This is a genomic window from Rhizobium sp. CB3171, from assembly GCF_029714265.1.
In the GTDB taxonomy this organism is placed as follows: Bacteria; Pseudomonadota; Alphaproteobacteria; order Rhizobiales; family Rhizobiaceae; genus Rhizobium.
Map to the genome: position 1 here is coordinate 2,009,835 of NZ_CP121652.1, position 14,038 is coordinate 2,023,872.

General features: G+C 60.6%; 13 protein-coding genes. 9 read left to right on the forward strand and 4 right to left on the reverse strand.

The window, feature by feature from the left end:
* The first annotated feature begins 46 nt into the window (after positions 1-46).
* From carB to QA648_RS09880, 3 genes are all read left to right on the forward strand, one after another.
* On the forward strand, positions 47-3,532 hold the full coding sequence (carB, locus tag QA648_RS09870) for a carbamoyl-phosphate synthase large subunit (RefSeq protein WP_104823703.1): 3,486 nt from the start codon (positions 47-49) through the stop codon (positions 3,530-3,532).
* A gap of 417 nt (positions 3,533-3,949) precedes the next feature.
* Entirely contained in the window at positions 3,950-4,426 is a 477-nt protein-coding gene (gene greA / locus QA648_RS09875; protein WP_028751624.1) for a transcription elongation factor GreA, read from the forward strand.
* 6 nt (positions 4,427-4,432) lie between these two features.
* Positions 4,433-5,512, forward strand: coding sequence for a glycosyltransferase family 4 protein (locus QA648_RS09880; protein WP_283046551.1), 1,080 nt, complete (start codon positions 4,433-4,435; stop codon positions 5,510-5,512).
* Between the two features lie 9 nt (positions 5,513-5,521).
* Here QA648_RS09880 and QA648_RS09885 read toward each other — a convergent pair whose 3' ends face one another.
* Genes QA648_RS09885 through QA648_RS09895 form a run of 3 tightly spaced genes read right to left on the reverse strand, consistent with a single transcriptional unit; the run spans position 5,522 to position 7,834 of the window.
* Positions 5,522-6,436 carry a glycosyltransferase family 92 protein gene (locus QA648_RS09885; RefSeq protein WP_283046553.1) on the reverse strand — a complete coding sequence of 305 codons (915 nt, stop codon included), beginning with the start codon at positions 6,434-6,436 and terminating at the stop codon, positions 5,522-5,524.
* An 18-nt stretch (positions 6,437-6,454) separates the two neighbouring features.
* Positions 6,455-7,363 carry a glycosyl transferase gene (locus tag QA648_RS09890; protein WP_283046555.1) on the reverse strand — a complete coding sequence of 303 codons (909 nt, stop codon included), beginning with the start codon at positions 7,361-7,363 and terminating at the stop codon, positions 6,455-6,457.
* A gap of 3 nt (positions 7,364-7,366) precedes the next feature.
* Positions 7,367-7,834, reverse strand: coding sequence for an Lrp/AsnC family transcriptional regulator (locus tag QA648_RS09895; protein WP_104823707.1), 468 nt, complete (start codon positions 7,832-7,834; stop codon positions 7,367-7,369).
* A 241-nt stretch (positions 7,835-8,075) separates the two neighbouring features.
* Between QA648_RS09895 and trxB the strand changes: the two genes are divergently transcribed.
* Both trxB and QA648_RS09905 read left to right on the forward strand, forming a co-directional pair.
* Complete coding sequence (gene trxB, locus QA648_RS09900; RefSeq protein WP_283046558.1) at positions 8,076-9,050, forward strand: thioredoxin-disulfide reductase; 975 nt, start codon at positions 8,076-8,078, stop codon at positions 9,048-9,050.
* Between the two features lie 23 nt (positions 9,051-9,073).
* Entirely contained in the window at positions 9,074-9,970 is an 897-nt protein-coding gene (locus QA648_RS09905) for a LysR family transcriptional regulator VtlR (RefSeq protein ID WP_104823709.1), read from the forward strand.
* A 200-nt stretch (positions 9,971-10,170) separates the two neighbouring features.
* Here QA648_RS09905 and QA648_RS09910 read toward each other — a convergent pair whose 3' ends face one another.
* On the reverse strand, positions 10,171-10,470 hold the full coding sequence (locus tag QA648_RS09910; RefSeq protein ID WP_283046560.1) for a hypothetical protein: 300 nt from the start codon (positions 10,468-10,470) through the stop codon (positions 10,171-10,173).
* A 63-nt stretch (positions 10,471-10,533) separates the two neighbouring features.
* Between QA648_RS09910 and QA648_RS09915 the strand changes: the two genes are divergently transcribed.
* The 4 genes from QA648_RS09915 to QA648_RS09930 all read left to right on the forward strand — a co-directional run bounded on the left by QA648_RS09915 (position 10,534) and on the right by QA648_RS09930 (position 14,035).
* A complete protein-coding gene (locus tag QA648_RS09915; RefSeq protein ID WP_104823710.1) occupies positions 10,534-10,827 on the forward strand; it encodes a metalloregulator ArsR/SmtB family transcription factor in 294 nt (97 codons plus the stop codon).
* A 1-nt stretch (position 10,828) separates the two neighbouring features.
* Positions 10,829-11,995, forward strand: a complete 1,167-nt coding sequence (locus tag QA648_RS09920) for an MFS transporter (protein WP_283046563.1) — start codon at positions 10,829-10,831, stop codon at positions 11,993-11,995.
* Positions 11,996-12,041: 46 nt separating this feature from the next.
* Entirely contained in the window at positions 12,042-13,154 is a 1,113-nt protein-coding gene (locus QA648_RS09925; RefSeq protein ID WP_283046565.1) for an alkene reductase, read from the forward strand.
* Positions 13,155-13,234: 80 nt separating this feature from the next.
* Positions 13,235-14,035, forward strand: a complete 801-nt coding sequence (locus tag QA648_RS09930) for an aminoglycoside phosphotransferase family protein (RefSeq protein ID WP_283046567.1) — start codon at positions 13,235-13,237, stop codon at positions 14,033-14,035.
* Positions 14,036-14,038 lie beyond the last annotated feature (3 nt).

Here is a 14,038-nt window from a genome sequence, read left to right on the forward strand (position 1 = left end):
CCCACCCTGGCCGGTTTTTCGCGCAACAAAAAACGGATGTGAGCCCATGCCGAAGCGCCAAGATATCAAATCGATCCTCATTATCGGTGCAGGACCGATTGTCATTGGCCAGGCTTGTGAGTTCGATTATTCCGGCACACAGGCCTGCAAGGCGCTTAGGGAGGAAGGCTACCGCGTCATCCTCGTCAACTCCAACCCGGCAACGATCATGACCGATCCGGGCCTGGCGGACGCGACCTATGTCGAGCCGATCACGCCGGAAGTGGTTGCCAAGATCATCGCCAAGGAGCGCCCGGATGCGCTGCTGCCGACCATGGGCGGCCAGACGGCGCTCAATACGGCGCTTTCGCTGAAGCGCATGGGCGTGCTCGACCGTTACAATGTCGAGATGATCGGCGCCAAGCCGGCCGCGATCGACATGGCCGAAGACCGCGCCCTCTTCCGCGAAGCCATGGCCCGCATCGGCCTCGAAACCCCGCGCTCGATGCTGGCGAATGCCACCGATATCAAGGATGCCGACCGCAAGACGCATGAGGCCGAGCGCACTAAGCTGAAGGCACAGCTTTCCGGCGGTGAGCTCGACAAGGCGCTGGACGAGCTGGAAAACCAGTGGAACCTCGGCGAAAGCGACCGCAAGCAGCGCTATATGAACCACGCCATGGCGGTCGCCGCACAGGCGCTTGATCATGTCGGCCTGCCCGCCATCATCCGCCCTTCCTTCACCCTCGGCGGCACCGGCGGCGGCATCGCCTATAACCGCTCGGAATTCTTCGAGATCGTCGGCGGTGGTCTCGATGCTTCGCCGACCACGGAAGTGCTGATCGAAGAATCGGTGCTCGGCTGGAAAGAATTCGAGATGGAAGTGGTCCGCGACAAGGCGGACAACTGCATCATCATCTGCTCGATCGAAAACATCGACCCGATGGGCGTTCATACCGGCGATTCGATCACCGTCGCTCCGGCACTGACGCTGACGGACAAAGAATACCAGATCATGCGCAACGCCTCGATCGCGGTGCTGCGCGAGATCGGCGTCGAGACCGGCGGCTCGAACGTGCAGTTCGCAGTCAATCCGAAGGATGGCCGCCTCGTCGTCATCGAAATGAACCCGCGCGTGTCGCGCTCCTCCGCCCTCGCCTCGAAAGCCACCGGTTTCCCGATCGCCAAGGTCGCGGCCAAGCTGGCGATCGGCTATACGCTGGACGAACTTGAAAACGACATCACCGGCGGCGCGACGCCGGCATCCTTCGAACCCTCGATCGATTACGTCGTCACGAAAATTCCGCGCTTCGCCTTCGAGAAATTCCCCGGTGCCTCGCCGGTGTTGACCACCGCGATGAAATCGGTCGGCGAAGTCATGGCGATCGGCCGCACCTTCGCGGAATCGCTGCAGAAGGCGCTTCGCGGCCTGGAAACAGGCCTCACCGGTCTCGATGAGATCGAAATTCCCGGCACCGAAGAGGGCGAAGGCAGCCAGAACGCCATCCGCGCCGCCATCGGCACCCCCACTCCCGACCGCCTTCGCATGGTCGCCCAGGCGCTGCGCCTCGGCATGTCGCCCGAGGAGGTGCATGAAGGCTGCAAGATCGACCCGTGGTTCATCGCCCAATTCAAGGCGATCGTCGACATGGAAGCCCGCATTCGCGAACATGGCTTGCCGGAAGATGCTGCCAACCTGCGCATGCTGAAGGCCATGGGCTTCTCGGATGCGCGCCTCGCCACGCTGACAGGCAAACGCCCGAAGGAAGTTGCCGAACTGCGCAACGGCTTGAACGTCCGTCCGGTCTTCAAGCGCATCGACACCTGCGCCGCCGAGTTCGCCTCGCCGACCGCTTATATGTATTCGACCTATGAGACGCCCTTCGTCGGTGCTGCCCGCACGGAAGCGCAGGTTTCCGATCGCAAGAAGGTCGTCATCCTCGGCGGCGGTCCGAACCGCATCGGCCAGGGGATCGAATTCGACTATTGCTGCTGCCACGCCGCCTTCGCCCTGAAGGATGCCGGCTATGAAGCGATCATGATCAATTGCAACCCGGAAACCGTCTCGACCGACTACGATACTTCGGACCGGCTCTATTTCGAGCCGCTGACCGCCGAAGACGTGATCGAGATCCTCAAGGCGGAACAGGAGAATGGCGAGCTGGTCGGCGTCATCGTCCAGTTCGGCGGCCAGACGCCGCTGAAGCTCGCCGAAGCGCTGGAAAAGAACGGCATCCCGATCCTCGGCACCGCGCCGGACGCGATCGACCTTGCCGAAGACCGCGACCGCTTCCAGAAGCTGCTGATGAAGCTCGACCTCAACCAGCCGAACAATGGCATCGCCTATTCCGTCGAGCAGGCTCGCCTCGTTGCCGGCGAAATCGGCTTCCCGCTCGTTGTGCGCCCGTCCTACGTGCTCGGCGGCCGCGCCATGCAGATCATTCATTCCGAAAGCATGCTGCAGACCTACCTTCTCGACACCGTGCCGGAACTGGTGCCGGAAGATATCAAGGCGCGCTATCCGAACGACAAGACCGGCCAGATCAACACCCTGCTCGGCAAGAACCCGCTGCTGTTCGACAGCTATCTCACCAACGCTATCGAAGTCGACGTCGACTGCCTGTCCGACGGCACCGACGCCTACATTGCCGGGATCATGGAGCATATCGAAGAGGCCGGCATTCACTCGGGCGACTCGGCCTGCTCGCTGCCGCCGCGCACGCTGTCACCTGCCATGATTGATGAGCTGGAGCGCCAGGCGAAAGCCATGGCCAAGGCGCTGAACGTCGGCGGCTTGATGAACGTGCAGTTCGCCATCAAGGACGACACGGTCTACGTGCTCGAAGTCAACCCGCGCGCTTCGCGCACCGTGCCTTTCGTCGCCAAGACCATCGGCGCGCCGATCGCCAAGATCGCCGCCCGCGTCATGGCCGGCGAAAAGCTGGATGCGACCTTCGCCGCCTATGGCGAAAAGCCCGATCCGCGCAAGCTGAAGCACATCGCCGTCAAGGAAGCCGTCTTCCCCTTCGCCCGCTTCCCGGGCGTCGACACCCTGCTAGGCCCGGAAATGCGCTCGACCGGCGAAGTCATCGGCCTGGATACGGATTTCGCGCTGGCTTTCGCTAAGTCGCAGCTTGGCGCGGGTGTCGAACTGCCGCGCGACGGAACGGTTTTCGTCTCCGTCCGCGACGACGACAAGCCGCGTGTCCTGCCAGCCATCCGCATGTTGACCGAGCTGGGCTTCAAGGTGCTCGCAACCGGCGGCACGCAGCGTTACCTGGCCGAAAACGGCATCGAGGCGACGAAGATCAACAAGGTTCTGGAAGGCCGTCCGCATATCGAGGATGCCATCCGCAACCGCCAGGTCCAGCTCGTCATCAACACGACCGACAGCAACAAGGCGATCTCGGACTCGAAGTCGCTTCGCCGCGCGACGCTGATGCAGAAGGTGCCCTATTACACCACCATGGCCGGTGCGGAAGCCGCCGCCATGGCGATCAAGGCACTGAAGGCCGGCAACCTCGAAGTCCGGCCTCTGCAGAATTATTTCTGAGAACTGCTCGGGATGACGGAGCCAGAATAACGGCTTCGTCATCTTTGTTTAACGCACGCTCCCCTCGTCAGTGAGGAGACGCACGCTATGGCTTTAGCTTCAAGAAAGACTGCCGCGCCGAGCCAGGCGTTGGGACAACCGCCTATTATTTCCAACGGTACAACCTAAATCCACGGCTGCGGTTGGCGTCGTCCGTCGCCGCCAAACTGCCGGTCGATGGGTGCCTGAAATCAGGCTTCCGCAAGTATCGGCCAAGACCAGCCTTGCCATAAGTCACCGAATTTTCTGGAAATCGGCCTTCGCAATCTGCTATAGATGACAGAATAATGGCTCTGTATGGTTCCGAAGTACCGCTTCGGGACCTGTTTTCTTTTTGTGTCTGCGACAGAGCAACGCAGGGAGTGAAGGACAAGAAAAATGGTTGAAAAGGTACCGATGACGCAGAACGGGTTCGTCAAGCTGCAGGAAGAACTGCGCTGGCGTCAGCAGGAAGAGCGCCCGCGAATCATCGAGGCAATTTCGGAAGCCCGCGCCCATGGCGACCTCTCCGAAAATGCCGAGTACCATGCCGCCAAGGAGGCCCAAAGCCACAACGAGGGCCGCATCACCGAGCTTGAAGACCTGACGGCGCGCGCCGAAGTCATCGACCTCACCAAGATGTCCGGTTCGAAGATCAAGTTCGGCGCCAAGGTGAAGCTCGTCGACGAGGACACCGAAGAAGAAAAGATCTACCAGATCGTCGGCGACCAGGAAGCCGATGTGAAGGCCGGCCGCATCTCCATCTCCTCCCCGATCGCCCGTGCGCTGATCGGTAAGGAGGTTGGCGATTCGATCGAGGTCAACGCTCCCGGCGGCGCCAAGGCCTACGAAATCCTCTCCGTCTCCTGGGGTTGATCGCCCGTGCGCGATCGCGACGCATCGCACTCAAGCGATCTCAGCGAAATCGAGGTCATCGCGACGAACTTCAAACGCCGGCTCTCCGGCGTTACCTCGACGATCGTGCAATTGATCCCGAAACAGCTCGAACTCGGCTGCCATATCGCCACGCTCGGGCCAGGGCTGCCGGAAGACCTGCCGAAGCTTGGCTGGGCGCGGATACCCGGCCTCTGGATGAAGCCGCGCCGCCACCGTGTTCGTGTCTGGCATGCCCGTCGCAACAACGAGATGCTGGTCGGGCTGTTGTTGCGCTCCGTGCTGCGCATGCCGCTGAAGCTGGTCTTCACCTCGGCAGCTCAGCGCCGGCACACTGCCTACACGCGCTGGCTGATCCGCCGCATGGACGCCGTGATCGCCACCAGCGCGCGCTCCGGCAGTTTTCTGCAGGTGCCGCACACGGTCATCCAGCACGGCATCGATCTGAAGATGTTTCATCCGCCGGAAGTGCCGCATGATCGCATGGCCTCCACCGGCCTGCCCGGCACCTATCTGATCGGCTGCTTCGGCCGCGTTCGCCACCAGAAGGGGACGGATCTCTTCGTCAAGGCGATGATCGAGCTTCTGCCGCGCTATCCGGACTGGACCGCCGTTGTCTGTGGCCGGGTAACTGCGGAACATCGAGGCTTCGGCGACGAATTGGTGAAGATGGTGGCCGCGGCCGGCCTCACCGATCGCATCCGCTTCCTCGGTGAAGTCGACGATATCAGGCCCTGGTACCGCCGAGCGACACTCTATGTCGCCCCTTCCCGCAATGAAGGCTTCGGCTTGACGCCGCTTGAGGCCATGGCCTCACGCACCGCCGTCGTCGCCTCCGACGCGGGCGCTTATGCCGAATTGATCGTACCCGGAGAAACCGGCGCGATCGTACCCGCCGGCGATGGCGAAGCGCTGACGAAAGCGATCGACTTCTATCTCGCCAATCCCGAAGAAACGCTCAGCCAAGGGGAAAACGCAGTGCGTCACGTACGTAGCGAGTTCGCCTTGGAAAAGGAAGCGACAGCGATCGGCGACATCTATCGGCAACTGCTCGGCGGCGCCCGCTGAAACGAGGGCCTATCGGCCGAGATCGATGCGGTTGCGCTCGACGAAATCGATCATCGCCCGGTCCTCGACCAGATCTTCCTCAATGCTTTTGACGATCGACAAGACCTTGTCCCGGTACTTGGTCGGCGAGGCATCGTAGGTCCATCCGCGCGCCAGCTTGGCTATCAGCTCTTCACGGGATTTGGTGTAGTAGTGATTGAGTTGTAGAAACTGGTTCGAATAGAAATCCGGCGACTTCCGTGCGCGGCGCGTGAAACGTTTTCCGGCATCGTTCGCCGTCAGATCACCGAATGATCGCGTCTGAAACTGATGCACCGTGACTTCCGTCACCTCGCAGGGGTCAACGATGCATTTGAAATTACTAACATTTTCCTTGCTCGTCATCGGATCGGCACCGCGCATCGTGTAGTTCAGCGCCAGCGGACCGTCGGGCCGCTTCTCGTGACCGCTCGTCGCGAACATATGCCATGGCAACGAGACATTTGGAAAATCGCCGACTGCCGCTAGCGCCTCCTCGACCGTTCGCCCTTCCTTCGGCAACAGGAATTCGTCGACATCGATGAAGGCCATCCAGCGATATGCGCCGCCGAAATTGAGGATGGCGTGGGCGAAGACGATGACCTGACCGTTCAGGGGCGCCCCCGTGGTTGCATCGGTCATACGTCCGATCCAAGGGATGATCGTCAGCGTGTCGGCATCGAGGAGGCCACGTAGAATAGCGAGGGTCTCGTCCGTCGAGCCATTGTCATAGATATAGAAGTGACGAATGCCGACAGCTTGGTGGAAGCGTATCCATTCCTCGATATAGCGCGCCTCATCCTTGACGCAAACGGCAATCGCGATGCCGTGTCGGCCCGCCTGCGGCTTCGGCGGATCGATTGTAAGCCGCTTCGCATCCGATATCTTGGGCTTCAACCAACCCATGCGTCCGTTCCCCGCAACTCAGATCGTCGATACCGCGGCAAACCGCGCATCGTAACCAAACCCATGCTTCAATAGCGCCGAAACCGGCGAATAATTGACAAACGTCACGCCTCGCTCCGACGCGATTTCCTTTGCCAGAACAAAGTGCTCAAGAATGCGGTCTTCAGCCTGGGCAATGCCGGAAAAGGCAGTCTCGTCGCTGGTCTCATAAAACCGGGGCTCACCGGCATTGGAAATATCGATACCGAGAAAGCCGATCGTTCTGGGCGAGCAATAAAGCGCGAACTGCAGCGCCGATACCGCGACCGAGCCACCCTGGAAAACACCGCGATCCGGCGCGAAGGAAAAGCCGGCGGAGCCCGTTGCGTTGAGGCGCACGAAATCGAGCCTTCTGATGTCATCGATGGAGCGGCGGCGGGCGCCGTAAGGCTTGCGGATATCGTCGATCAGGATGACCGTCTTATCCGCCAGCCAACGGCTGTCGAGTTCCGAGATCGCCCGCAGCACCGCGACCGAAAACAGGCAAATCGTATCGGACTTGATCCTGCGCCGCATCATCTCGGAATGCCGCCAGACGAAGCGCTCGTCCTCCACGGCGATGGCAAGCGGCGCGGCAATCTGCTCGCCGATCAACCCGATAGCGCCGTTCAGCAGGATCGCGCTGCCCTTCTCAAGCCCGGCCAGATCGCAGTCGCGGATCGATGGGCCGGAGCCGACGATATGGATGATTTGGCCGGACTGTTCGCGCAGCCGGTCGATGGGAGAAAGGGCCGCGACCTTGGCACGTTGGTAATAGACCTCGCCTACCCCGTTTGCCCGCACGATGTTGAGCCCTGGAAACCAGTCCTGCGCATGGGCGCGCGAACCGCCGAGCAACAGGCGCGCACCCGTCTTAATCAACGATCGGTGCCAGGGGCGGTCCGCCATGTCCTAGAGCTCCACCAGCCCGAGTTTCTTCACCTGCCGGATGGTCAGCATGGTGCGTACCGTGTCGACATGCTCGTTCGCCGTCAGCACCTCGATGACGAAATCCTGGAACCGGGTGAGGTTTTCGGCGACGCAATGCAGCAGAAAATCGCTGTCGCCGGAAACCATCCATGCCTGGCGTACGAGCGGCCACTCCGCTGTCACAGCCGCAAAAGCTTTGAGATTGGCCTCCGACTGATGCTTGAGACCGACCATGCAGAAGGCGACGAGATCGAAGCCGAGCTTCGGGCTGTTCAGCATCGCATGGTAGCCCTCGATGACGCCGGCCTCCTCCAGCTTGCGCACCCGGCGCAGACAGGGCGGCGCGGAGATGCCGACACGATCGGCGAGTTCGACATTGGTCATGCGCCCGTCGCGCTGGAGTTCCCGCAAGATCTTGATATCGATGGCGTCGAGTTCAGCCCGCAGCACTTTTCTTGCCTTTCTTTAATTCCCAACCGGCAGCTTCTATATAAAGCGCGAAAATACGCAAGAAAGTTTCCCGCGCGTGACCGAATCTTACACAAAGCAGATTTGCTCTGTTAGTAATGCAAGGCTGCCCTTGAATAAATGCATGCGACAATCATAAATGAGGCGGCGGATCGTGAAATCGCCTGCTTTTGCCCGTTTGAAGCCGCGGCTTCCCGAAGCGCTTAGATTGAAAGGACTACACATGCCTGCCCGCCATACCAAGGTGCTCATCATCGGTTCCGGCCCCGCCGGCTATACGGCCGCCGTTTATGCCGCGCGCGCCATGCTGAAGCCGGTTCTGATCGCTGGCCTCGAACAGGGCGGCCAGCTTATGATCACCACGGATGTCGAAAACTATCCGGGCTTCGCCGATCCGATCCAGGGCCCGTGGCTGATGGAGCAGATGCTGCTGCAGGCCCAGCATGTCGGCGCGGAAATCGTCAACGATCTCGTCACCGAAGTCGATACCACCAAGCGCCCCTTTGTCGCGCGCACCGACAGCGGTCAGGTCTGGACCGCCGACACGCTGATCATCGCGACCGGCGCCAAGGCCAAATGGCTGGGCATCGAGAGCGAACAGCATTTCCAGGGCTTTGGCGTTTCCGCCTGCGCTACCTGCGACGGCTTCTTCTATCGTAATAAGGATGTGATCGTGGTCGGCGGCGGCAACAGCGCCGTCGAGGAAGCGCTCTATCTCTCCAATATCGCCAAGTCGGTCACCGTCGTGCATCGCCGCGATTCGTTCCGCGCCGAAAAGATCCTGCAGGAGCGCCTGTTCGCCAAGGAGAACGTCAAGGTCCTCTGGAATACCGAGGTTGCCGAAATCACCGGCACGCCGGCCAAGCCGCCGATGCCGCCGTCGGTTTCCGGCGCGCGCCTGCGCGACACCCGCACGGGCGTCGTCACCGACGTGACGATCGACGGCGTGTTTGTCGCCATCGGCCACGCACCGGCAACGGAACTCTTCAAGGGCAAATTGAAGCTCAAGGACAATGGCTATCTCTGGACTGCACCCGATTCGACTGCGACCAACGTCGAAGGCATCTATGCCGCCGGTGATGTGACCGACGATACGTTCCGACAGGCGATCACGGCAGCAGGGATGGGCTGCATGGCGGCGCTTGAGGCGGAACGCTACTTGACCGGGCATATGCCCGTCGCCGTAGCTGCGGAGTGATGCAGCCGATGAGGGGAAACGGCATGCCATTGGATTGGGACAAGCTGCGTATCTTTCACGCGGCTGCCGAAGCGGGCTCGTTCACGCACGCGGCGGATAAATTGCATCTGTCCCAATCCGCCATCAGCCGCCAGGTCAGCGCGCTCGAGCAGGACGTCGGCATTAAGCTGTTCCACCGCCACGCCCGCGGCCTGATCCTGACCGAACAGGGCGAATTGCTGTATCGCACCGCGCATGACGTTCTCTTGAAGCTCGAAACGGTCAAGATGCAATTGACCGAGACGACCGATAAGCCGAGCGGCAAGCTGCGCGTGACGACGACCGTCGGCCTCGGCCAGGGCTGGCTGACCGACAAGATCCAGGAATTCCTGCAGCTTTATCCCGACATGTCGATCCAGCTCATCCTCGACAATGAGGAGCTGGACGTGAACATGCGCCATGCGGACTGCGCCATCCGACTGCGCCAGCCGCAGCAATCGGACTTGATCCAGCGCAAGCTCTTCACCGTCCATATGCATGTCTACGCCGCCCCCTCCTACATCAACCGCTATGGCGAACCGCAGTCGGTGGAGGCTCTGGACGAGCATCGCATCATCAGCTTCGGCGAACCGGCGCCGAACTACCTTCTCGATGTGAACTGGCTGGAGATTGCCGGCCGCTCGTCGGACAACAAGCGTGTTCCGCATCTGCAGATCAACAGCCAGACGTCGATCAAGCGCGCCTGCCTGCTCGGTATCGGTATCGCCGTACTACCGGACTACATCGTCGGCCGCGATCCGGGCCTTATTCAGCTTGCGATCAATGCCGACGTACCGTCCTTCGACACCTATTTCTGCTATCCCGACGAAATGAAAAACGCCGCCAAGCTCAAGGTTTTTCGGGATTTCATCGTCGCCAAGGCACGGAACTGGAACTTTTAGTTGAGCTAAGACTCTGTGCTACAAATGTTTTTTGCCGTAATATATCTGTCACGCGTATGACGCATGGCTGATATGCACAAAACAGAGTTGAAGCCTGCCCAATTAACTACCATATCGCACATAGCTGATGCATATGGTGGCTTTTCCTCCCAGTTCCACCGCATTGGCTGTTCCCCTCTGGAGGTTTTTAACCTTCATACCTATAGGGCCCTGGTTGTTACCGGTGGCCCTTTTTTTTGCCCTTTTTCAGCAGAGGCCGCAAACGCATAACTGCCATGCACAAAAAAGCATTGCGCACTGCACAAATTAGCATCATACCGCACATAGCTGATGCACATGGTGGCTTTTCCTCCCAGTTCCACCGCAGCAGCTGTTCCCCTCTGGAGGTTTTTGACCTTCACACCTATAGGGCCCTGGTTATTCCGGTGGCCCTCTTTTTTTGCCCAAATTCTAAGCATGCCCACGAAGCGCATTGCATAAAATAATTTGCTGCGCCGCATCTTGATATATCGAAAATCGACGATACATGAATCGTTAATTTTCGATATTAAGCCGGTGACGTCATGGATAGAACTGAGATACTAAAGGCCTTGGCCCATCCCGCCAGGCTCGAAATCCTCAATCAGCTCAAAGATCCGCACGCCCATTTTCCGACCCAGGAACATCCGCTGGAGCTGGGTGTCTGCGCCAGCCAGTTCGAGCGCTGCGGCCTATCGCAATCCACCGTTTCCGCCCATCTCGGCACATTGCATCGCGCTGGCTTGGTGACCACCAAGCGCCTCGGCCAGTGGATTTTTTATAAGCGCAACGAAGAAACCATCGCCGAATTCCTTGCCACTCTTCAGAAGGAACTTTGAGATGCCGCTCGCCCTCCTTGTCCTGGCGTTGAGCTCCTTTGCCATCGGAACGACTGAATTCGTCATCATGGGCCTGCTGCCCGAAGTTTCCACTGATCTATCCATCAGCATCCCGCAAGCCGGCTGGCTGGTGACCGGCTATGCGCTGGCGGTGGCGATCGGTGCGCCGATCATGGCCATCGCCACGGCGCATCTGCGCCGCCGCTCAACGTTGATCATGTTGATGGGCTTCTTCATCCTCGGCAACCTGCTCTGTGCCATCGCACCCGGCTATTGGGTCCTGATGATCGCCCGCATCGTTACCGCGCTTTGCCATGGTGCCTTCTTCGGCATCGGTTCGGTTGTTGCCGCAAGCCTCGTCACCGAGGACCGCAAGGCTCGCGCCCTCGCATTGATGTTCACCGGTCTGACGCTTGCCAATGTGCTCGGTGTGCCGCTCGGTACCGCGTTAGGCCACGCTTTCGGCTGGCATGCGCCCTTCTGGATAATCACCCTGCTGGGCGTCGCCTCGCTTATCGGCCTGGTGCTTGTCCTGCCAAAAGGAGAAGAAGTCCGCCAGGACAGTCTTGCCCGCGAACTCTTGGCGCTACGCGGTCTCGGCCTATGGCTGTCGCTGCTGACAACGGTGTTTTTCGCCGCAGCCATGTTCACCCTGTTCACGTATATTGCGCCGCTGCTGCGCCAAATCACCGGCGTTTCGCCGCGATGGGTATCTTTGACGCTGCTATGGATGGGCATCGGCCTGACCATCGGCAATCTCATCGGCGGCAAGCTCGCGGACTGGCGTCTGGGCACCACGCTTGCCAGCACCTTCGCGGCAATCGCGCTGACCTCGGCCATATTCAGCATCACCAGCCATTCCTTCGTCCCAGCCGAGATCACCCTCTTCCTCTGGGCTGCGGCAAACTTCGCCGCAGTGCCGGCGCTGCAGATCAACGTCGTCGGTTTCGGCAAGGATGCGCCGAACCTGGTGTCGACCATCAATATCGGCGCCTTCAATACCGGCAACGCACTCGGGGCTTGGGTCGGTGGCGTCGTCATCGATACCGGCTTCTCGCTGTCGCACGTGCCGCTCGCCGGTGCCGCCATGGCCCTCCTCGGCCTTGCCACCGTGGCGCTGACCTTCGCGACGGTCAGAGCGAAGAGCGCCGCACCCGCCTCCTCCTAAGCTTTTCTTTCAACACTTCACCCCGGACAACAAGAAAGGACCTCCCATGGCCAAACTCTTTGAACCGACTAAGCTTGGCGATATCTCCCTCGCCAACCGCATCGTCATGGCGCCGCTGACGCGCAATCGTTCTCCGAATGCGGTGCCGAACGATTTGAACGTCAAATACTACGCCCAGCGCGCCACGGCCGGCCTCATCATCACCGAAGCGACCGCCATCACCCATCAGGGCCAGGGTTATGCCGACGTGCCCGGTCTCTACACCCGGGAAGCCCTCGACGGCTGGAAGAAAGTGACCGACGCCGTGCATGCAAACGGCGGCAAGATCGTCGTGCAGATGTGGCACGTCGGCCGTATCTCCCATACCACGCTGCAGCCGAACGGCGGCAAGCCCGTCTCCTCCACCTCCAAGCGCGCCAACAATGCCAAGACCTATCTGGTCAACAGCGACGGTAGCGGCGGATTTACCGATGTCTCCGAACCCCGCGCCCTTGAGACCTCGGAAATTCCGGGAATCATCGAGGATTATCGCAAGGCCGCCCGCGCCGCGATCGAAGCCGGTTTTGACGGTGTCGAAATCCACGGCGCCAACGGCTATCTCATCGACCAGTTCCTGCGCGCCGATGTGAACGATCGTACCGACCAGTATGGCGGCTCGATCGAAAACCGCGCCCGTTTCCTCTTCGAAGTCGTGGATGCCGTGACCAAGGAAGTCGGCGCCGGACGCACTGCGATCCGCGTCTCGCCGGTAACGCCGTCGGGCGATTCCAGCGATCCTCACCCGCAGGCCCTCTTTACCTACGTCGTCGAAGGTCTGGCGAAATATGGTCTCGCCTATGTCCACATCGTCGAAGGCCAGACCGGCGGCGCGCGCGACTTCCTGCCCTTCGACTATGACGCGCTGCACGCTGCCTATAAGGCTGCAGGCGGCAAGTCTGCCTGGATGCTCAACAACGGCTACAATCGCGACATGGCGATCGAAGCGGTCGAAAGCGGCAAGGCCGACGTCGTTGCCTTCGGCAAGCCGTTCATCTCCAACCCGGACCTCGTTCGCCGGCTGAAGGAAAACGCCTCCCTCACCGCGCTGAACCAGGCAACGCTCTATGGCGGCGGCGCAAACGGCTACGCCGACTACCCGACGCTGGACGAAGTGGCTTAACTTCCGCCGCTCCGATCATGACGGAAAATCCCGCTGCGAGGCGGGATTTTCTTTTTGGCGACAGCCGTTAGAGTACCCGTATGTTTGATCCCTATCTCAACCGTTGGTCGCTCACGCCGGATGGCGACGCGATCATCACCCGTTCCAGCAATCTCCTGCCGGTCCTCTGGCGCGGCCTGCCCGCCATGCTGAAGGTCGCCCTCGATATTGACGAGAAGCTCGGCAGCCAGGTCCTGCGCTGGTGGGACGGCGACGGCGCCGCGCATGTCTGTGAACACGACAGCGACGCTGCGCTTTTGGAACGGTCGACCGGACCGGGCTCGCTGCTGACGATGGCAATGGAAGGCGGTGATGACGAAGCAAGCCGGATCATCTGCCGCACGGCGGCAAAGCTCCACGCACCACGCGCGACGCCGTTGCCGGATCTGGTGCCGCTGGATCTCTGGTTCCGCGAGTTGGAGCCGGCGGCCCGTGCCCATGGCGGTCTTCTTGCCACCTGCGCCGAGATTGCCCGTCACCTGCTTGCCGATCAACGCGATCTCACCGTGCTGCACGGCGACATCCACCACGAGAATATCATGGATTTCGGTCCTCGCGGCTGGCTCGCCATCGACCCGAAGCGTGTTCATGGCGAACGCGGTTACGATTTCGCCAATACCTTCTGCAATCCGGAACTCCCCATCGTCACCGCTCCCGGTCGCCTGCAGCGGCAATTGCCGATCGTCTGTACCGAAGCAAGACTGGAACCGAAGCGGATGCTGCAATGGATCGTCGCCTATGCCGGCCTCTCCGCCACCTGGTTCCTCAGCGACGGCGATCGCAGGAATGCCGAGTCGGATTTTACCGTCGCCAGGATAGCGTTGGCCGAACTCCAGACCTGACAG